Source organism: Ignavibacteriota bacterium, from assembly GCA_016218045.1.
Classification (GTDB): domain Bacteria; phylum Bacteroidota; class Ignavibacteria; order SZUA-365; family SZUA-365; genus JACRFB01.
Genome location: JACRFB010000044.1, coordinates 1 through 18,556, shown reverse-complemented (window position 1 = coordinate 18,556; position 18,556 = coordinate 1). Strand labels below are relative to the sequence as shown.

Annotated in this window: 17 protein-coding genes; 14 read left to right on the top strand and 3 right to left on the bottom strand. The window is 56.9% G+C overall.

Features of this window, described 5'->3' with window-relative positions:
* The first annotated feature begins 126 nt into the window (after window positions 1–126).
* A complete protein-coding gene (locus tag HY962_11605; GenBank protein ID MBI5647568.1) occupies window positions 127–3,117 on the top strand; it encodes a VWA domain-containing protein in 2,991 nt (996 codons plus the stop codon).
* A 326-nt stretch (window positions 3,118–3,443) separates the two neighbouring features.
* On the opposite strand, the gene HY962_11600 is transcribed toward HY962_11605, so the two are convergent.
* Window positions 3,444–3,857: a YjbQ family protein gene (locus tag HY962_11600; protein ID MBI5647567.1), complete on the bottom strand. Its 414-nt coding sequence runs from the start codon at window positions 3,855–3,857 to the stop codon at window positions 3,444–3,446.
* Here HY962_11600 and HY962_11595 point away from each other — a divergent pair.
* The 4 genes from HY962_11595 (at window position 3,856) to HY962_11580 (ending at window position 9,136) form a co-directional block, all read left to right on the top strand.
* Window positions 3,856–6,069, top strand: coding sequence for an ATP-dependent RecD-like DNA helicase (locus HY962_11595; protein ID MBI5647566.1), 2,214 nt, complete (start codon window positions 3,856–3,858; stop codon window positions 6,067–6,069). The genes HY962_11600 and HY962_11595 overlap by 2 nt on opposite strands.
* A gap of 174 nt (window positions 6,070–6,243) precedes the next feature.
* Window positions 6,244–7,092: a PAS domain-containing protein gene (locus tag HY962_11590; protein ID MBI5647565.1), complete on the top strand. Its 849-nt coding sequence runs from the start codon at window positions 6,244–6,246 to the stop codon at window positions 7,090–7,092.
* Between the two features lie 57 nt (window positions 7,093–7,149).
* Entirely contained in the window at window positions 7,150–8,430 is a 1,281-nt protein-coding gene (locus HY962_11585; GenBank protein ID MBI5647564.1) for an insulinase family protein, read from the top strand.
* A gap of 304 nt (window positions 8,431–8,734) precedes the next feature.
* The gene (locus HY962_11580; protein ID MBI5647563.1) at window positions 8,735–9,136 is read left to right on the top strand and encodes a hypothetical protein; all 402 of its coding nucleotides are present in this window, start codon (window positions 8,735–8,737) and stop codon (window positions 9,134–9,136) included.
* Window positions 9,137–9,540: 404 nt separating this feature from the next.
* Here HY962_11580 and HY962_11575 read toward each other — a convergent pair whose 3' ends face one another.
* Window positions 9,541–10,251, bottom strand: a complete 711-nt coding sequence (locus tag HY962_11575; GenBank protein ID MBI5647562.1) for a DUF2807 domain-containing protein — start codon at window positions 10,249–10,251, stop codon at window positions 9,541–9,543.
* A 564-nt stretch (window positions 10,252–10,815) separates the two neighbouring features.
* Between HY962_11575 and HY962_11570 the strand changes: the two genes are divergently transcribed.
* The 5 genes from HY962_11570 (at window position 10,816) to HY962_11550 (ending at window position 13,962) form a co-directional block, all read left to right on the top strand.
* Entirely contained in the window at window positions 10,816–11,115 is a 300-nt protein-coding gene (locus HY962_11570) for a hypothetical protein (protein ID MBI5647561.1), read from the top strand.
* 178 nt (window positions 11,116–11,293) lie between these two features.
* Window positions 11,294–11,608, top strand: a complete 315-nt coding sequence (locus tag HY962_11565) for a DUF898 family protein (GenBank protein MBI5647560.1) — start codon at window positions 11,294–11,296, stop codon at window positions 11,606–11,608.
* A 199-nt stretch (window positions 11,609–11,807) separates the two neighbouring features.
* On the top strand, window positions 11,808–12,596 hold the full coding sequence (locus tag HY962_11560; protein ID MBI5647559.1) for a hypothetical protein: 789 nt from the start codon (window positions 11,808–11,810) through the stop codon (window positions 12,594–12,596).
* 321 nt (window positions 12,597–12,917) lie between these two features.
* The gene (locus HY962_11555; GenBank protein ID MBI5647558.1) at window positions 12,918–13,661 is read left to right on the top strand and encodes a hypothetical protein; all 744 of its coding nucleotides are present in this window, start codon (window positions 12,918–12,920) and stop codon (window positions 13,659–13,661) included.
* 1 nt (window position 13,662) lies between these two features.
* Window positions 13,663–13,962, top strand: a complete 300-nt coding sequence (locus HY962_11550; GenBank protein MBI5647557.1) for a hypothetical protein — start codon at window positions 13,663–13,665, stop codon at window positions 13,960–13,962.
* A gap of 452 nt (window positions 13,963–14,414) precedes the next feature.
* Here HY962_11550 and HY962_11545 read toward each other — a convergent pair whose 3' ends face one another.
* A complete protein-coding gene (locus HY962_11545) occupies window positions 14,415–15,290 on the bottom strand; it encodes a hypothetical protein (protein MBI5647556.1) in 876 nt (291 codons plus the stop codon).
* A gap of 961 nt (window positions 15,291–16,251) precedes the next feature.
* Between HY962_11545 and HY962_11540 the strand changes: the two genes are divergently transcribed.
* The 4 genes from HY962_11540 to HY962_11525 all read left to right on the top strand — a co-directional run.
* On the top strand, window positions 16,252–17,184 hold the full coding sequence (locus tag HY962_11540; protein MBI5647555.1) for a zinc dependent phospholipase C family protein: 933 nt from the start codon (window positions 16,252–16,254) through the stop codon (window positions 17,182–17,184).
* Window positions 17,185–17,188: 4 nt separating this feature from the next.
* Entirely contained in the window at window positions 17,189–17,590 is a 402-nt protein-coding gene (locus tag HY962_11535; GenBank protein ID MBI5647554.1) for a hypothetical protein, read from the top strand.
* Window positions 17,591–17,841: 251 nt separating this feature from the next.
* On the top strand, window positions 17,842–18,204 hold the full coding sequence (locus HY962_11530) for a hypothetical protein (GenBank protein ID MBI5647553.1): 363 nt from the start codon (window positions 17,842–17,844) through the stop codon (window positions 18,202–18,204).
* Between the two features lie 185 nt (window positions 18,205–18,389).
* On the top strand, window positions 18,390–18,556 hold a 167-nt coding region (locus HY962_11525), incomplete at its 3' end, for a hypothetical protein (GenBank protein ID MBI5647552.1).

Genomic DNA, 18,556 nt, shown 5'->3' with positions numbered 1-18,556 from the left:
CTTGCTATGCTCCTGTGATGACGTCGAGTCCCACGCGAAGTAGCCGTTTTTACTTTCCACTTTCCACGTTGTTACTTTCAACATCCATCGGGTAATCTCAACAGGACGAATTGTATCGGAGGTGTGATGCGTACTGTGTATCGGGATTTCCTGATTGTGGTTGTTGTATTGTTCCCGATCACGGTTGTGGCGCAGCCGCAGCTCAATTTCAAGCGAATTGTGAACAACTGGCCGACCATCGAACTGTGGTTCACGGTTGAGTGTGGTGGACAGCGCGTGTGGATCGAGAATAGTGGCGATGTCCGCGTGCAGGAGGATGGCGTCGACGTCAGCACCTTTAATTTCTGGACTCCAGAAGGGCTTGATTGCGCTAATTCGACGGTGCTGGTGCTTGATGCGTCCGGCTCAATGGCGGGATCTGGAAACATCGGAGTAAAGGCAGCGGGCAACAGGTTTATTGATCTCATGGACGGCCGCAACGACGAGTCCGCGATCATCTGGTACTCTACATCGGCGACCATCGCCCAGCCGATGACTGTATACAAGGACCTGCTGCACAATGCGATCAATGCGCTCCCTACCAGCGGCGCAACCGCTGTGTGGGATGGCATCTTTACCGGGGTGCAACACCTGATCGAGAACGGCGTGAACCCATGCCGCGGCGTTGTAGCCATGACCGACGGCGGCGATAATTCGAGTACGCACAGTCCGGCTGAGATAATCGCTCTCGCAAACAAGCACCGCATCCGGGTGTATACGATAGGACTCGGAACAAGCATTCAGTCAGACATCTTGCAAAACATAGCGGATCAGACAGGTGGTCGATTCTATGCAACGATGAACCCTACGCAACTGATCAAGATATTTGAGGAGATCTCCACGATCATTTATGGTGGAGGCGGCGAATGTCTCATCACGTATCAGGGCAGATGCCTGGATGGCGGCACGCGCACCGTAGATTTTTCTGTTCTGAACATCTGCCAGGGGAGCGATTCAAAAAGGAGGACATACACAGTTACGAAGGATACATCCACCACCTTGTCTGTCGTTGTGGGATGTTCCGCACATACCGTACACGTGCAACCAGCCATGGCAATGCCGATCGAGCTGTTCACTCCGCTCCCCGATAATACCCCATTTCATCGTGCCACATTCCACGTGCGTTTCGACGAGAAGATTGTACGGTGCATCGGCGTGCAGGCTCCCCCCGGATCGTTGCTCGAGAACGTACCTCTGCAAGTGACACCAGTTCCCGGTGGGGTGACAGTGCAGACAATGACACCGACCTTGTTGCGGACGGCTCCTGCCCCGTCGTTGCTTGCCGAGCTGCTCTTCGAGGCGGTTCAACAGCCCGTTGATACGCTGTGTACACCCATCGACGTGGAATCATTGGTTTTCGAGACAGGGTGTTTCCAACCCGTGCTGTCATCGGGACGCCTGTGTTTTACCACATCCTACCCCGATGTTGCGTGCACAACATCCGGACCTGATTCACTCGGCTGGTCGGTGCCACGCGCCACGTACGTGCCTGAGAACGTCGCCGTTTCCGCACATGTTCGGAACCTGGGGCGGAAAGCTGCCCGCAACACGCGTGTTGTGATCGACTATATCAAGGCAGATTTCCTGCGGATGTCACCCGCATCCGACACCATCGCCGTGACACCGTCCACGTTGCAGCCGAATGACACGGTATCAGCAACATGGAGTCTGTGTGCCCGTCCACGCTCCGACTCCGCCATCAGCAGCATCACCTTCACCACACTGTACGAGGATGGCATTGCGCGACAGTGTACACACGACATCGTGATCCCGAAATCGGAGTACGAGGTCCTATGTACGCTGCAGGCGCCGCGCCTGGTCGCGGACTTTCGGAACCGGACGTATGCACCCGATCCCGTACCGGTGAAAGCCATCGTGCGCAACACGACAACAACCGTGCAAGACCGGCTGAGTGTGGAGTTGCTCCTGCCCCCAGGCATACGCCTCGTCTCGCCAGACAATTCAGGCACGGCACGCAAGGAGCTTTCACCGTTGCCTGTTGATCCAGGGCAGAGCGCGACTGCGTTGTGGTATGTCCGCAGCGACAAACAGCCGGTTGACACGCGACTCGTGCTTGAATGTGTGACACGGCGCGACACCGTGGAGATTTGTCGGACAGCGATAGAGCTGGCGGTCCCGGCACTCACACGGCCGCCCGCACCTGTCATCACACCGCTCGGATCGCTGCGTCTCTGTCCGGGCGGAAGTGTGGAACTCGACGCGGGCGACGGATACAGTAGTTATATCTGGAGTACGGGCGAACGCACACGCACCATTGTCGTGCACAGCGCGGGCATGTATGTTGTCACGGTCACGGATCAGTACGGACGCCGAGGAACTGCGCCACCCATCGTAATCGCGATGCTTCCGACGCCTGCCCCCGCGCCGCGTATCATGCCACTCAATGGACTGAGACTTTGTGAAGGGAGTTACACCACGCTCGACGTTGGATCATATGCCGAATACCTCTGGAATTCCGGTGAGCTCACGCACTCGATAAATGTCCGCACCGCCGGAACCTGGTGGGTGCGGGTGAAAAGTGCGGAGGGTTGTTACGGGTACTCCGACACGGTGCGAACCACCGTTGTACCTGCTCCGGTGAAACCCACCATCACACGGTCGGGCGACACACTGATGACACAGCAATACCGGACATATCAATGGTACAAGGACGGCACACGAATATCGGGCGCGGTGCAACAGAGTTATGTGGCGACGTCAAAGGGCGGCTATCAGGTGCATGTCACAAATGAATACGGATGCCTATCGGCGTCCGACATCATCGACCTTATACTCACGGGCCTCAACGGTGTCCCCGTTCCCGGATCCGTCTGGCTCGACGTGTATCCGAATCCCGTCACGAATGAGCTCACCGTCACACTGCGCGGCACCTCAGACAAACCGGCCGACATCCGCCTCGTTTCTGTTCTCGGCCAGACAATCACCGGCACCACCTCGCGCAAGGCACACGGCGAACAGACCGTGACCTACGATCTCTCATCACACCCCGCGGGACTGTACTTCGTCACCGCAGCAGTGCAGGGGCGTGTGCTGTCGCGGAGTGTGGTGAAGCGGTAGGTGGATGCTCACAGGAGGAACGGAGGTAACAGAGACTTTTTCAAATAGCTGAACTATGCTCCTGTGATGATGTCGACTCCCATGCGAAAGTGAGTGGATATTCACAGGAGTAACGGAGGTAACGGAGACTTTTTCAAATAGCTGAACTATGCTCCTGTGATGACGTCGAATCCCACGCGATTGTGTAAAAGCTGAAAAGAAAGAAAATGCCTCCGTTACCTCCGTTCCTCCTGTGAGGATGTCGCATCCCACGCGAGTGAGATCAAGCTGAGAGAAAGGAAATGCCTCCGTTACCTCCGTTCCTCCTGTGATGATCCGGCGTTGAGTCACTCTCCCATGATCTTCACAATGAGTCGCTTCTTCCTCTGCCCGTCGAATTCGGCGTAATAGATCTGCTGCCAGGGACCGAAGTCGAGTTCGCCCTTCGTGATCGGCACAATCACCTCGTGATGCATGAGCAGTGATTTCAAGTGTGCGTCGCCGTTACTTTCGCCCGTACGGTGATGCCGGTAATCGGGATTAAAGGGCGCGAGCTGCTCCAGCCACTCGTCGATGTCCTGTATGAGCCCGCTTTCGGCGTCGTTGACGTACACGGCCGCGGTGATGTGCATCGCACTTACCAGCGCCATGCCCTCCTGTATGCCGCTGCGGCGGAGTATGTTTTCGACCTCGCCTGTGATGTTGATGTACTCGCGGTGTTTTTTCGTCTGAAAGGTGAGATATTCGGTATGGAATTTCATGTCTGACCCCGGCGGAATGATGGACGAACGACCGTTTGATGATACTCGAAACGGCGACGAAAGGCAAGGCGCGGAAACGCTGCGCGGCACGCTGCGCAGCATCGTGTTCCACAATGCCGATACCGGCTTCACGGTCGGACGCTTCGACGTGGAAAACGAACTCTTTCCCATCGTCGCAACGGGCGAAATGCTCGGTCCCGCCGTGGGCGACAGCTTCGAATTCACCGGCGGCTGGGTGCAGCATCCGCGCTACGGGAAACAGTTCAAGTGGACCTCCTACCAGGTCGCGTATCCCGTCACCTCCGAGGGCATCGAACGCTATATCTCGTCGGGCGTGCTGCCGGGTATCGGACCCGCTCTCGCACACGCCATCGTGCGACGCTTCGGAACCGACACGCTGCATGTGCTCGACGCCGAACCCGGACGCCTTGCGGAAATCGGAGGCATAGGTCCGAAAAAGCTCGCGGGAATACGCCGGGCCTGGGAGGAACAGCGCGGCGTGGCCGCGGTGATGGTGTTCCTCAAAAGCCACGGTGCGGCGGGCGGACACGCGGTCGCCATCTTCCGCGCCTACGGCGCAGAAGCCGTGCCATTGCTGCGCGCGGATCCCTACCGTATGATCGAGGAGGTGGACGGCATCGGCTTTGTCACCGCCGACCGCATTGCGCGCGGTTTGGGCATCGATGCAAATCACCCGAAACGCCTGCGCGCCGGACTCGTGTACACTCTCGGCGAAGCCGCCCGAAGCAACGGGCACACGTTTCTTCCGTCCGAACAGTTGATACATGCCGCCACCGCGCTGCTCGAGGGCGACACCGAGGCCGTGCGCGGCGCACTGGGTGAGACGCTGCGCGAGGGCCTGCTTGCGCACGAGGACGACGCCGTGTATCTGCCCGAATTGCTCGCGGCGGAACATGCGGTGGTTGCCGACGTGCGACGTCTCACCGCGAAAGGTCCGCGTGCGGTGGATCATCTCGCCGTCGAGGGCGTGCTCCGCGATCTCGAAAAACGGCGCTCGTGGGAGTTTGCGCCCGTGCAGAGCGAAGCCGTACACAAGGCGCTGGCGGGTCCGATGACCGTCGTCACCGGCGGACCGGGCACGGGCAAGACCAGCAGCATTGCGGGTATCATCGCCGCCGCGCGCGCGCTCGAGCTGCGGCCCGCGCTCTGCGCGCCCACGGGACGCGCCGCGAAACGCCTCAGTGAACTCGCCGGCTTCGAGGCCAAAACCATCCATCGTCTGCTCGAAGTGGATCCCGCCACACGCGGCTTTCAGCGCAATGCCGACAACCGCCTCGAGGTCGATGTGCTCATCGTCGACGAGATGTCGATGGTCGATATACAACTCATGGCCGCGCTGCTCGACGCCGTGCCCGATCCGGCGCGTGTTGTGCTTGTGGGTGATGTGGATCAGCTTCCCTCCGTCGGTCCGGGCAATGTGCTGCGCGATATCATCGACGCGGGCTGCGCCGAGACCACGGCGTTGCATCTCAACTACCGGCAGGGCGTGGACAGCCGTATCGTGTCGAACGCGCACCGCGTGCGCGAGGGATTTATGCCCGTGTTCGAACGCGACACGTTTTTTGTGGACGCCGAAACACCCGAGGAAACCGCCGCGCTCGTGCGCGACATCGTGGCGCATAGGATCCCGCGCGAGATGGGCTTTGAACCCGTGTCGCACATACAGGTGCTGACGCCGATGCACGGCACTGCCGCGGGAGTCGCCGCGCTGAACGCCGCGCTGCGCGCAGAATTGAATCCGCACGGCCGCGTGGTGTACCGCAAGGGCGAGCAGACCTGGCACATCGGCGACAAGGTGATGCAGGTGCGCAACGATTACGAGAAGGACGTGTTCAACGGCGACATCGGCATCATCAGCGCCGTCGATCCCGAGGAGTCGCGCGCGATCGTGTCCTTCGACGACGGACGCGTGGTCGCGTATTCGTTCGAGGAACTCGCCGACCTCGTACACGCCTACGCCATCACCATACACAAGAGCCAGGGCAGCGAATACGACGTGGTGGTGCTGCCCCTCGTACTGCAGCACCGCATCATGTTGCAGCGCAACCTGCTCTACACCGCCATGACCCGCGCGCGCTCGCTGCTGGTGCTTGTCGGTCAGCGCCAGGCCCTCGCGACCGCCGTGCGCAACGAACGCATCGCGCGCCGCTTCTCGGGCCTGCGCGACACGCTGCGACGCGCCCTCGCGTAAACAGACGTGCCGCGCGCGGTCTGCGCAGGACCGCAATTCCATAACACCAGACTATCACATCCTGTTGTTTGGTGAAGGAAAATCGCTGTACATTGCAGTGCAACCCTGCACCCGACAATCTCCAGACGGTTGGGAACATTCTCCAATTCCAGCCGCGACGGACACACCCGCTCTATGCAAAAGAAACGCCGCCAGGTTATCCTGGAAAAGTTGAATCTGACGAAGCCCCAACGGGAGAACGTCCTTCAACTTATGGCCGCGCAGAAGAACAAGTACAGGAAGCTTCTGCACGAGGCACACGAGCGTATGCACATCATCACCGATCTGACGACGAGTCTCGAGTTCTGGCTCAATGTCGACGGGCGTTTCGAGCATATCAGTCCGGCCTGCGAAAAGATCACCGGCTATGCGCCGGCGGAATTCCTCGAAGGACGTGTCACGATGGAAGAGGTGATACATCCCGATTCGCGCCGCCGCTTCCGCATGGATCGAAAACGCGCTATGACCGGCAAGACCGGCAGCGACGTGGAATACAAGTTCATCCGCAAGGACGCCGTCGAACGCTGGGCCATCGCCTCGTGGCAGCCCGTGATTACGCGCCGCGGACGACAGATCGGCGTGCGCATCAGCATACAGGATGCCACGCGACTGAAAGAGGCCGAGAACGCCCGCGACTGCGCGCGCGCCGCGCTCGATTCCTTCGCATGTGACTGCGGCAAGGCCGCCGTGTTGTACATCGATGCACGGGGCGCCGTGACAGGATGGTCCGCCTCCGCGCAGGCCTTGTTCCAGCGCGATATGCCGAAACACAACGGTATCGTGTGTGCGGATCTGATTGTGGACGCCGCATCTCTCGATTTTGCGGCTGTCGCCGCGGAAAAGAAACGCGTGCCCGTCACCTTTGTACGCGGCGACGGCACCGAAGGCGCGGCACTGCTTGCCGTGTTTCCCTGTCTTGACGGAATCGACAAGCAGGGTGGATACTGTCTTTTTCTCACGGCGACGGAGCGCGGGGACTCCTGAGCGCGCGGCGCCGCGGCGGCATACATCGCGGACCCGCATCACTTCCCGAACCGTGTCATGACCGCGCGCCTTCACGCGAATCCCTTCGATACCACACGCGGCGGCACCGCGTCCGAGCGTATCAACACCACCGTGCTGCCAAACGGCGTGCCTGTGGTGAGCGAGTCCGTCGCATCCGTCCGTTCGGTGGCCCTCGGCTTCTGGATCAACGTCGGCAGCCGCGACGAGGCGCCGGACGAGGGAGGCATATCACACTTCATCGAACACGCCGTGTTCAAGGGCACCGAGCGCCGGCGCACCCATCACATCGCGCATTACCTTGAATCCGTGGGTGGCTACGTAAACGCGTTTACCGGCAAGGACGCCACCTGCTATTATGCGCGCGTGCTCGACCGCCATTTGCCGCGCGCGGTGGATCTGCTGGCCGATCTCGTCATTCATCCCACCTTCCCCGAACGCGAGATTGTGAAGGAGAAGCAGGTGATCGCCGAGGAGATGCGCAGCATCGAGGACGATCCCGAGGACATCATCAACGATTTTTTCGAGGAGCAGCTCTTCGGCCGACATCCGCTCGGGCGTCCCGTGATAGGCACGGCCGAGAGTGTGAACGGACTCGAACGCGAGACTCTGCGGGCCTTTATACACCGCGAATACACCGCGGCGAATCTCGTGATCGCGGCGGCGGGCAATGTGGATCACGAGCTGCTGGTGGCGTTGTGTGAGGAGGCCCTGGCCGATCTGCCCGCGGGCACGCCACGCAGGAGGCGGCCGCCTTCCCGGCGCGCGCCGAGTCATCACAGCAGTGTGAAGTCCGTACAGCAGGCCCATTACATCGCGGGCTTGCGCGTGCCGGGCTTGCGCCACAGCGACAGCCACGCACTCACGATGCTCAACACACTGCTCGGCGAGGGCATGGGATCGCGTCTGTTCCAGCGAGTGCGCGAGCGTCACGGTGTGGCCTACGCGGTGTACAGCTTTCTGACATTGTACGAAGACGCGGGTGTGTTCGGCGTGTACACCAGCGCCGAGGCCTCTGCCATCGACCGCTGCCGCGACATATTGCGTCGCGAACTCGATCTCATCGCCACGCGCCCGATCTCGCCGCGTGAACTCACGCGCACACGCGAGCAGGCCATCGGCGGTATGCTCATCGGTCTCGAGAGCATGAGCACACGCATGAGCCGTCTTGGGAAAGATCTGCTCGTGTACCGTCGCGCCATCGACATCGCCGACGTGACGCGCCGTCTTTCGGCCGTGACCCCCGACGACATCCTCGCCGTCGCGCGCTACGCCTGTGATCACGGCAACTATCACAGCACGATGATACTGCCCGAATAATATCCAGCGCGGCCGTCCCGGCCGCGCCGATGTCCGCGGCACAACGATGCATCCACGGTCGGCCGTCCCCGGCCGACCCAAGCCCACGACGCATCCATGCCTCTACGGTCGGCCGTCCCCGGCCGACCCGAGTGCATGGCGCATCGACGCCTCCACGGTCGGCCGTCCCGGCCGACCGGGCGCCTTCCGCACGTCCGTTCCATATCATTTCCGCACCGCGTCATTCGTGCACATCCCGTCTATTCCCGCGACCAATAAAGGCCGATACCCCCTCTTTCCAAGAGGGGGCAGGGGGAGTTCCGCAGTGGCCCCCGCTCGCGTGATCCCCCTCGCTTTAATCCTGAATAATCAGTATTATTTTCCCTATACACTCGATGCACTCGACCCTGCGGAGGACCGGCGCATGAATCTTTATCTGCGTGAAAAGCACATTCCCGGCTGGACAGACATCCCGCAGCAAGATCGATGGTACCTGCGGCAGGAGGCACAGAATATCGGTTGGCGCCGCCCACACACATGGGTACTGTGGCTGCTTGTTCTATACCATATCATTGTCGGGATTCCCTACGTATCTCCCATCCTCGACGCATCGCCCGGGCGCATTTTGCTTCCCGTATTAATTGTCGTGGCAGGCCGCCTGATGCATCTCGACAATCTCGCTCGTGCTGTGAGGAAGTACCTCGAGCCGGGCGGGACGGGAGTGTAGTTCTTCGCCCCGCATATCTAGGCGATACACCGCTGTCCCGCTGTCCCGCTGTCCCGCTCTCCCGTCGCGCTTCGACTCCGCTCAGCGAGACACTATTTCGTTGTTCCGCGCTCCCGCTGTCCCGCTCTCCCGCTGTCCCGCGCTCCCGCTGTCCCGCTCTCCCGCTCTCCCGCTGTCCCGCTCTCCCGCTGTTCCGTCGCGCTTCGACTCCGCTCAGCGAGACACTATTTCGCTGTCCCGCTCTCCCGCTGTCCCGCTCTCCCGCTGTCCCGCTCTCCCGCTGTCCCGCTCTCCCGTCGCGCTTCGACTCCGCTCAGCGAGACACTATTTCGTTGTTCCGCTCTCCCGCTGTTCCGCTCTCCCGCTGTTCCGCTCTCCCGCTGTCCCGCTCTCCCGCCCCCGATCTATCGATGCACCACCATCGATCCGCCTGTCGTGACAATTTTATCGAGCTGCGCCGAGCCGCGATAGGTGACGCGGCTGCCGCCGGAGGCATTGACGGAGAGGAGTGAGTCGACGCGCACGTCGGCGGTGCTGCCGCCCGACATGTCGAGTGTGCACGCGGCGGTGACGAAGTCGGGCGCGTCGATCACGCTGCCGCCGGAGCAGTAGGCGTCGAAGAGACGCGTGCGTCCGTGCAGTTGCGCCACGCTGCCGCCTGCGAGCAGCGTGTACACACGGTCGTAGTCGAGGTCGGCGTTCAGCGTTCCGCCGCCGCTGACGTTCACCTGCATGGTGCGGCCCGCGAAGGTGCCGAGTGTGCGCACCGCGCTCCCGCCGCTCGACGTGATCGCCTCCAGCGTGCGGCAGGTGACGTGCACCACCACGCGCGCATCACCCACGATGTCGTAGCCCTCGGCCTCGTCCACGATGAGCGTGCCGTTCACGACGCGCGTCGTGACGTAGTGCTGCATGTTTTCGTACGTCTCGATGCGCAGCGCCAGCGAATCCCCCGGCGTCAGCAGCAGCGTGAAGCCGTTCTCCACACTCACCTTCGTGAAGGGCTGCACACTTCGATTCGTCGACACGTACATGCCGGATGGCGTGACCATCTCCTCGAAACCGCAGGACGCGAGTGACAGGAGCAGGAGCAGGGGAAGGAGGCGGAGTTTCATTGCTGGACGGATGTGTTTGTTGTGCTGCGGAGGGAACGAGGAAGTAGGAGCTAGGAATTGGGAACTGGGAGCTAGGAGCTAGGAGCTGGGAACTGGGCAGATGGAAATAGGAACTGGGAAGTAGGGCAGGGATGGAATGTGTGCTTCGCGGGATCGGGAAAATATCTCGGAATCCCGGGATTCTCTGAGGGTGGAGAGCGATGGAGTAGTATCGCTACGCGGGTATATACGGCGGAATACCCTCCCGGTTGCGCGCGACATGGCAGATGACCGCTTTCGCGGCATCATACCAAGTACCCAGGTCAACTTCCGAGTTCCCGGTTCCTAGCTCCTAACTCCTACACATCCAGACGCACGACGTTGCAGACCGCGTCTGCACGCCATACGTAACAAGCACTGCGTGAAGCCCTCAATACTCAGGCCATTCTCTCAACTGGGGCAGGCACGATGTGCATTCGGAGATGACAACAACTCCCAGGGCACGCGGGATTCGCTTTATTCCGGAATTATCGGTATTATTTCCATTATACATTCAGTGCTCTCGTACCTGCGGAGGAGCGGCGCATGAATCTCTATTTTCGTGAAAAACATATTCCCGGCTGGACGGAAATTCCTGAACATGATCGTTGGTTTCTGCGACAGGAGGCAAGAAAGATCGGCTGGCGCCGTCCGTACACCTGGGTGCTGCTGTTAGTTGCTCTGTACCACGTATTCGTCGGTATCCCCTTCGTCTCTCCTTTCCTCCGTGCAATGCCCGGGTATGTTTTTCCCGTATTACTACTCGCGATGGGCCGCCTGATGCTACTCAACGATCTCGCCAGCGCAGTAAGGAAGTATCTCGAGCCGGGTCGGATGAGTGGCTAAGCCGGCCTAGGGAAAGAAAGTCATGCACCGTTCAACGGTGCCTGACGCGGGTCAGAGACGGACAACAGGGAGACGGTCGTTGGAGCGATATTCAGTATTTCATGACGTCGCCGCATCTTGTATACAATAGTGTTCCGGAATCATTCACAGCACATTACACCAAAATCGGAGGCATCTCATGTCGAAATCCACACACTTCACGTTTGACGGTGGAGTGAGCACCTACTTCGGAACCGCCATACTGGCCGCCCTACTCACGGTGTTTACTGCCGGGTTGGGTTTCCCATGGGCGTTGTGTATGAAACAGCGCTGGATCACAAAACACACACTGATCGACGGACGGCGTCTCATCTTCACCGCACACGGCGGCGGTCTCATCCTGCTCTGGATAAAGTGGATGTTGCTCATATTCATCACCCTCGGAATTTACTCGTTCTGGGTCGGCCCCAACCTTCAGCGTTGGATTGTCGAGCATACGGATTTCGAAGGCTGATGGGTGGTTGTGGATGAGTCGATTCTGCGTACATCCACTCACACGACGTACAATTCCGAATGTGCCGAGGAATAAATTCAAGTGAGAAGGGTGAAAGCAGTGGCAACGATTACATGAAAAGTATCATCATGTGATACTGCAACACTGGCTGCACCATCGCACTTTACGGTTATTGCGAACTTGAAATAGGATACTGACAATGAGTACATCTCTCTACGGAGTTTTCCCCTTCGGCCAGCCGGTGAAACAGGTCGAACAGAAAGACCGTTCACCAAAAAAGGTCTTCATCCTCGGCGTGTATGCCAGTGCTGTACATGCCTGCTGGAAGGACGGCAATGAAAAAATCCTTGTCCGTGCACTTGCCGTTGCGAGTGAACCGGAGATATTCTGGACTGGTGATCAGAAGGAGGCGAGGAAGATCATCAGTCGTATCAAACTCCCAATTGGCGCTGGGACATTGGAACCCGCTGAAGCACGGTTTAATGGACCCTCGGGGGATGCCCTCGACCACGGAATCCTCGCGCCACTCGGGCTGACCCGCGACACTGTTTGGCTCGCCGACATGCACCCGCATGCGGCCATGAATCCATCTCAGCGTGCTGCCCTCGCGCGAAACTACGATCCCATGATCAAGAAATTCGGACTCCCCGCAGTCACTGCCCCGAACGTCCCTCGTAGTCTTTCAAGTAATCGCCGCGAGGAGCTGCTGGCCGAATTGTTGGAATCTGGCGCTGAAACTCTGATAACACTCGGTGATCTTCCGTTGAAGTGGTTCCTCTCGCGGGTATCTGATGCACGCCCTCGCCTGGCCGAGTACGGGACCGGCAAGACCTATGGCACATACCACGGCATCACGGTCGCAGGCCGAAAGATGGACCTTTTACCACTCGTCCACCCGCGCCAGATAGCGGGGCTCGGGATTCACAGCTCGGGATGGAAGACAGTGCATGGCACATGGATGAAAAGGCACTCATCAACCAAGTCCTGATTCCAGTAGCCGGTGCAAGCTGACCTACGATTTGCATTGTCGGTGGTTAGCACGAAATACGAATCACAGAAACGATTGCACCAAGTAGCCCAACAGTATTGCCGACAGCGACGTACATACGAATGCATAATGCCAGCGAACATTGCACACGCTTGCCTTTCACCCCCTTTTCCAACAAATTCCTCAAAAAGTAAGCCATTGGCACCTCACTGGAGCAATATCCTCAGGGCACCCTGCGAGAAACCGAATCGGCATTCCCGTATCGATGGTGTGAGGCCTACGAACGCTTTCATTGAGGACCGACGTGTCAGTTCGTATTTAATGCCGGTCGTGCAGCAGAAGAAAAAGGTGGGAAAACAGCTCAAGATAACCTGGTGGCCGTGGGACCATTCGAATGGACGCTACGGTGAATGCCTCTCACCGCATCGTGTGCTTGCAACGGCCGACGAGAACATCGACGGCACCGTCACCGAGCAGGAGGAGCCCAGGCAGCAGAACTTCACCACCATGATACTCGAGAATCTCAAGAAGGCAAGTGTTCAGGACACACGCCAACAAGAACGCCTCGTTTTCTCGCGTCTCGATCCATGGTCGGGTGCCTGGAGACACTCAGTGCTGCCCGCAAAGATGAATCCCGATCTTGCCATGGGCGACGAACTGCTCAAGAAAACCGGTGCCGGCAACCTGTTTATGGTGTTCGGCGAACCCGATGTTGAAGTACGTGAAGATTACGAGGGCCGCATTATCGTGGAAATCAAGGGTATGGATGTCTACGACCCCAGCACCGGCCAGATCCGCAACTCCTCCACCGACGACATCGCCTGCTGGTTCATCGACACCGACTACAATGGCGAAAGCTTCTTTGTCCGTCACGCCTACTTCACCGGCGCCGACGAACCCTACGACAAACTCAAACGTGCCCTCCGCGCCGACATCGACGAAGCCGCCTGGGCATCTCTTTACAGCACCATCAGCACCCCCTTCACCAAACCCCTCTCCGGCAAAATCGCAGTGAAAGTGATAAACCACTATGGCGATGAGGTGGTGCGAGTGATGGGGGTGTGAAGTGAGCACCTTTGCCGATGATCTTAGAACTATCGTAACTAGTGCATTATCGAGCGGTGGAGGTAACGGGTTGATCCTCGATAAAACAGGTGAACATCACTTAATGTTGCGGTGGATAAATAATATGGGAGAAGAAGAAGAAGTGCGAATCTGTGCCGACGGGAGTGTGGCCTCTGTTGGGTGCCGACGAAAATCCTTGCTACAAGCAGGCGAGTACGATGCTTCAGAAACATATTCGACAACCGAAACGGCAATAGAGGCAGTAAAAAATGCTATTATTCAAATTCGTCTAGCCCGCTGAAGTAAGATGTCGCACTCATCTCGCCATGACATCAGTCCCTAAGCGAGTAATGAATGACCGTCATAGGTTATGACCGGGCGGTCTTATGAATCTAGCGCAACAGAACGGTGGAATTGATTTAGAGCACTGTATGGCTGTTTATCTCCAAACGACTGCGGGATAGAATGAACTGTTCGAGCCGTTCGAAGATCAACAGTTTCACTTCAGCACGGCGGCACCTGATACATCTCACATCCTTCAATATTATTCTGTTTTCGTTGTTCTAGGCGCGCTGCCGTTCGGATCTTCACTTGGGCTTCGTTCTCGTGATAGTATTCGTCAACCACCTCAATTGGAGTCTGCCCTCCCAGCGTTTCATGCGGTCGTGTATTCACCACGTCGTGGTAATTGCAGGCTCTGGAAACTTAAGGTACGACCTCGACTGGAAGAAGTTCGCCATAGCCTTTGGTAGTTCATATCCCAACACCCGGATCAATCTTTATTGTGGGAGTGTTATTAAGTAAATGAGTCCAAGATTCGCCTAATTCTGCAACTATCGTAGAGATGGCGATCATGCTTTTCGTTTGTTTATCCCATTCTGCAGTTGTGATGCGCGTATCCCTGTAGTCAACAATTTTCGCAGTCAAAGTATTTTTTCTTTCTTCGATGGTGAGCTGCATGAATGCCGCGATAATAATGTCATCAAAATAATTGCTAACACGACGCCAGACCTCGAATCCGTCAGAAAGATTGAATCGCGTATTGACAATGCTTGCAAGATAGTTGTTATCCAAGGCGCGATTATTTACATCTGTTATTTCTGCTATTGAATTGCCAGCAAAGTACTGATCAAAAAAAACGGTTTGATCCACTGCCAAATCTGAAGCATAGAAAAGCATTAAACACTCGTATTGCTCCTTTATCAATGACAATGAGGAGCCAAAGTTCTTCTCATGCATTAATGCTTTATAGCCTTGGAGAAGTGAGATGGCTCTTTTGCAAATAGTAACGACAAACGCTGATTTTCGGTTACCATCAAATTCTAATGAAATACGCATTGTACCGTACATACGGCTGCTTAAGTCGTTAATGGCTGCGTCGTGGGTGCAAAGTGAGGTGTGCATAGTTGTTTGTTTCCCGTGATTAATACGCCTGCGTGCCTTCTCAATAATATTCTTGAGTTTATTTTCGGCAATGTCAACCACAATTTTGGTTTTTTTAGGATCACTGATTCTAACGAGCTCTGGCAAGATGACGTCGCGCTCGTCGTTTGTCAATTCGTGGAGGATCTCATTCCCGTTGACATAAATTGTTAGATAAGGTGGGGAAATTTTTACAACGGTTCTCATGATTGTAATCCTTAATATTTATACAATATATGGATGAATAAATAACGTAATGACCCTATTACTTAAAGAGTGTCGATTATGCGTAGGCGCGAGCAATGGCACTTACTATTGTGATTTTGCCTACGTGAAAACTGTGGGCTTAGCGATATCCATTCAGCAGGCGCCAATGCTGAGAGTGTATTGACGACACATTTATTTCCGAGAGCACGCATGTTTGCGATCTCTTCCCCAGCAATTGCCTTGAGCAGAATAATGATACCCAGCCATATATATACAACGGGTAGAAAGGCAGCCGTGCAACTTTGAAACCTGAGTGTGAGTATTTCACCGTCTTACTGCGGACTTATCTCGTTTGGTAGCACACTTTCTTGTGACATGGCTCACAGGTTAAGCAGGTTCCTGTGCAAGATTGTACTACCCCAGTCGACCACAAGACACCTTGGGCAGTTTAACAACCTTTTCATCTTCTAACAGTGTTTCAAGAGCCCACACGGTCAATCTCATGCTGCACCAGGTTAGTGATAGAATGTCCCGCGTAGAAATCTAACAATTGGTGATGCGCGAGGCAATAGGTTGCGGACGATTCCATCCAAGTTATTCGCTACGCACATTCGTGGGGGTGACTGTTGCCCGCTTTCTCACTGCAGTTATCACTGACTTGCAAGTATCGAAGTTGCTTTCTCCTCGAAATCGAGGTAGATTTTATTCGCAGCTAGGTTGGACTTCAATACGAACGGGCATTGGCCAGCTCCACCGCGGACAGCCCACACAACTCCAGCTCGAAGAGTATGCCGCACACTCCCAATCAAGGGCAGGAGAGTGACAGCATACCGCCTCACATGCTTAGTACCCGCAGGGTAACAATTACAAGGACATTTTGGCGAGTTTGGGGTTTCACATCGCCATTCATCCACCGGTGGTTGTGGATGTGAACTGCCGGTTGCAGAGAAAGGAGAAGTGTATGGCTGGTCTCATCACACATTTTATGGCCTGTTACAAGGCGCGCAACTGTAAGAAACTGCCGATCGAACTCCGGCAGCTCCTCAACGCACACTCGCACTGGATGTACCTCGGTGCGGCCTCGCCTGATCTGCCGTATGCCGTGCCGTTTGGGTCACAATCGAAGTGGGCGGACACGATGCACTACACGACGACAGACAGGCCGGTTGAAAATGGTGTTTTGGGGCTCCGTGCCCTGTGGCCGGCAAATCGTATCGAGGACCGGTATACTCTCGTCTGGCTTCTGGGGTATGCCTCGCACATCATCACGGATGTAACCGTTCACCCGGTTGTTCAGGCCATTGTCGGCCCATATACGGTAGAAGCAAACCGGCCACCTCACAGGGAATGTGAGAAGGTTCAGGACTCCCTGCTCTTCAACACCATCATGGATGGGCAGGAGATCACACATGCGGAGTACACGGACCGCTTCAGGAACTGTGCTCAGTCGGCGCATTTTGACTACGTAATGGAATTCTGGAAGCAGCTCCTGGTGGACGCATATCCGACGGAAACACCCCGGCCCGAACCAAAGACCTGGTTCAAGTATTTCCGCACGTTGATGGACGTTGCGGATAATGAGAAAGGGGTCACCGCCATCTTCCGTCACGCAGGGCTCGGCAAGCCGGGTACCGTCGTGTACACCAAGAGTTCGGAATTACGGGCAACCCAACAGGACCAGTGCAAAAAATATTACGATGAAGTGAAACTGCCCGGTGGTGGTGTGAGCAGCTTTGAAGAGGTGTTCGATCGGACTGTGCGTAATGTGTGTGACGGGTGGCTCGCCCTGTACACCGCAATGCTTGACAACGGGAATATTGCCGCGGTGCTGAAGGAATGGGACCTTGACACGGGCTGCACCGCGGATTCCACCACACCAACTCTCTGGGCCTGACACCATGAAAACTCTCACATCTCTCCTTATCGGTATTGGTTTTCTGGCCGGGCTGAGTGGCTGCTGCCCGACAAAAGATGCCATCGCGAAATACAATCCCGTGGAAACCGTCGTGCGCGATGTGCGGGATGCGGTCTTTGGCGCCTACGGTGATTCTCTCCCTGCTACCTTCACGCGGGACTCCCTCTATGCGCTGCTGAGCAAGCAGGAGCGGTTTCATGAACTCGAGGTGCTTCGTGGCTACACGCTGGAGTTGACTCCACTCAAAGGCAGTTACGTACTCTTCGTCTACGATGGTCCGGACTTTGTCCTCTTCGATTACGGCTGTTCACCGGATGTTGTGGACGGTCCCGTGTACCGAAAGAACACAAAGTTCTTTCTCAAGGCAGTACCATGCGAGGAATGATCATGCAAACAGCAACACGCCTACCGCGGCGGATCCTTATCAAACTGCTTCTCATTGCGGCCTTCGCTGTACTCTGTTTCTCAGTTACGGGCATTCGTGCGGAAGCTCAATCTTGCGGTATCGAGCGTTGGGATGTAAAGACCCTCACCGACTCGCTCATGCCCAAAATTAACTTTCACGATACGATCCGCAGCTCCGTGCGTAAACAAACCCAACTCCAAGCCATCAAACCGAGTCGCCACAATCGACGCATGAATCGTGTGGAGATGAAGTTCTACCGTGTCAAGGCCTGGCTCATCGGTATGGTACTTGAGAAGGACAGGGACTATCACCTCGTGTTAAAAGACCTGACCACCGACAGCACCATGGTGATCGAGATCCCCGATCCCGATTGTGCCGAAGTTGCCGCCACTCCCTGGGCTGCCCAATACCGGGAGGCACGGAACTGGATCAGTGACCACATCCGAAAACCTACCACCAAATACAAGGAACTCCCGGCCCCCGTGCAAGTCGTCGTACATGGAGTCGGCTTCTACGACCGCCTCCACGGCCAACACGGCATGGCATGGAACGGCAGGGAATTACATCCTGTGATGTCTATCGGGTCCCCGTAACATGGCGGTAGCACATGGCGTGCAGCCGCTGCCACAACCTTGCATCACGCCACGCGGCCATACCTCGTAGCACCTCGCTGCATTGCAGTACTCTTGTTTCCGTCGCACGCCCTCCACATTTTCAGCGCACAGTAATTCAACGCCGCTACAAGTCCTGAGCTACCCACATTCCACCGGAGCGCCCCATGCCCGACACACCAAACGCCAAAGGAAGTAAACTCGTATCTCTGGGTAGCAAACATCTCAAGGAAAAATACATCCTGGGTGCCAGTGCACCGAAAGACAACGCGTCGTGGACCGGTCCGTGGGACTGTGCCGAGTTCGCCTCCTGGCTCGTGTACCAGACTGCCGG

What these genes read in the sequence shown, in the direction of transcription:
- HY962_11605 (MBI5647568.1), top strand. Translation starts at nt 127, where the DNA reads ATGCGTACTGTGTATCGGGATTTCCTGATTGTGGTTGTTGTATTGTTC.
- HY962_11595 (MBI5647566.1), top strand. Translation starts at nt 3,856, where the DNA reads ATGTCTGACCCCGGCGGAATGATGGACGAACGACCGTTTGATGATACT.
- HY962_11600 (MBI5647567.1), bottom strand. Translation starts at nt 3,857, where the DNA reads ATGAAATTCCATACCGAATATCTCACCTTTCAGACGAAAAAACACCGC.
- HY962_11590 (MBI5647565.1), top strand. Translation starts at nt 6,244, where the DNA reads ATGCAAAAGAAACGCCGCCAGGTTATCCTGGAAAAGTTGAATCTGACG.
- HY962_11585 (MBI5647564.1), top strand. Translation starts at nt 7,150, where the DNA reads ATGACCGCGCGCCTTCACGCGAATCCCTTCGATACCACACGCGGCGGC.
- HY962_11575 (MBI5647562.1), bottom strand. Translation starts at nt 10,251, where the DNA reads ATGAAACTCCGCCTCCTTCCCCTGCTCCTGCTCCTGTCACTCGCGTCC.
- HY962_11570 (MBI5647561.1), top strand. Translation starts at nt 10,816, where the DNA reads ATGAATCTCTATTTTCGTGAAAAACATATTCCCGGCTGGACGGAAATT.
- HY962_11565 (MBI5647560.1), top strand. Translation starts at nt 11,294, where the DNA reads ATGTCGAAATCCACACACTTCACGTTTGACGGTGGAGTGAGCACCTAC.
- HY962_11560 (MBI5647559.1), top strand. Translation starts at nt 11,808, where the DNA reads ATGAGTACATCTCTCTACGGAGTTTTCCCCTTCGGCCAGCCGGTGAAA.
- HY962_11555 (MBI5647558.1), top strand. Translation starts at nt 12,918, where the DNA reads ATGCCGGTCGTGCAGCAGAAGAAAAAGGTGGGAAAACAGCTCAAGATA.
- HY962_11545 (MBI5647556.1), bottom strand. Translation starts at nt 15,290, where the DNA reads ATGAGAACCGTTGTAAAAATTTCCCCACCTTATCTAACAATTTATGTC.
- HY962_11540 (MBI5647555.1), top strand. Translation starts at nt 16,252, where the DNA reads ATGGCTGGTCTCATCACACATTTTATGGCCTGTTACAAGGCGCGCAAC.
- HY962_11535 (MBI5647554.1), top strand. Translation starts at nt 17,189, where the DNA reads ATGAAAACTCTCACATCTCTCCTTATCGGTATTGGTTTTCTGGCCGGG.
- HY962_11530 (MBI5647553.1), top strand. Translation starts at nt 17,842, where the DNA reads ATGAATCGTGTGGAGATGAAGTTCTACCGTGTCAAGGCCTGGCTCATC.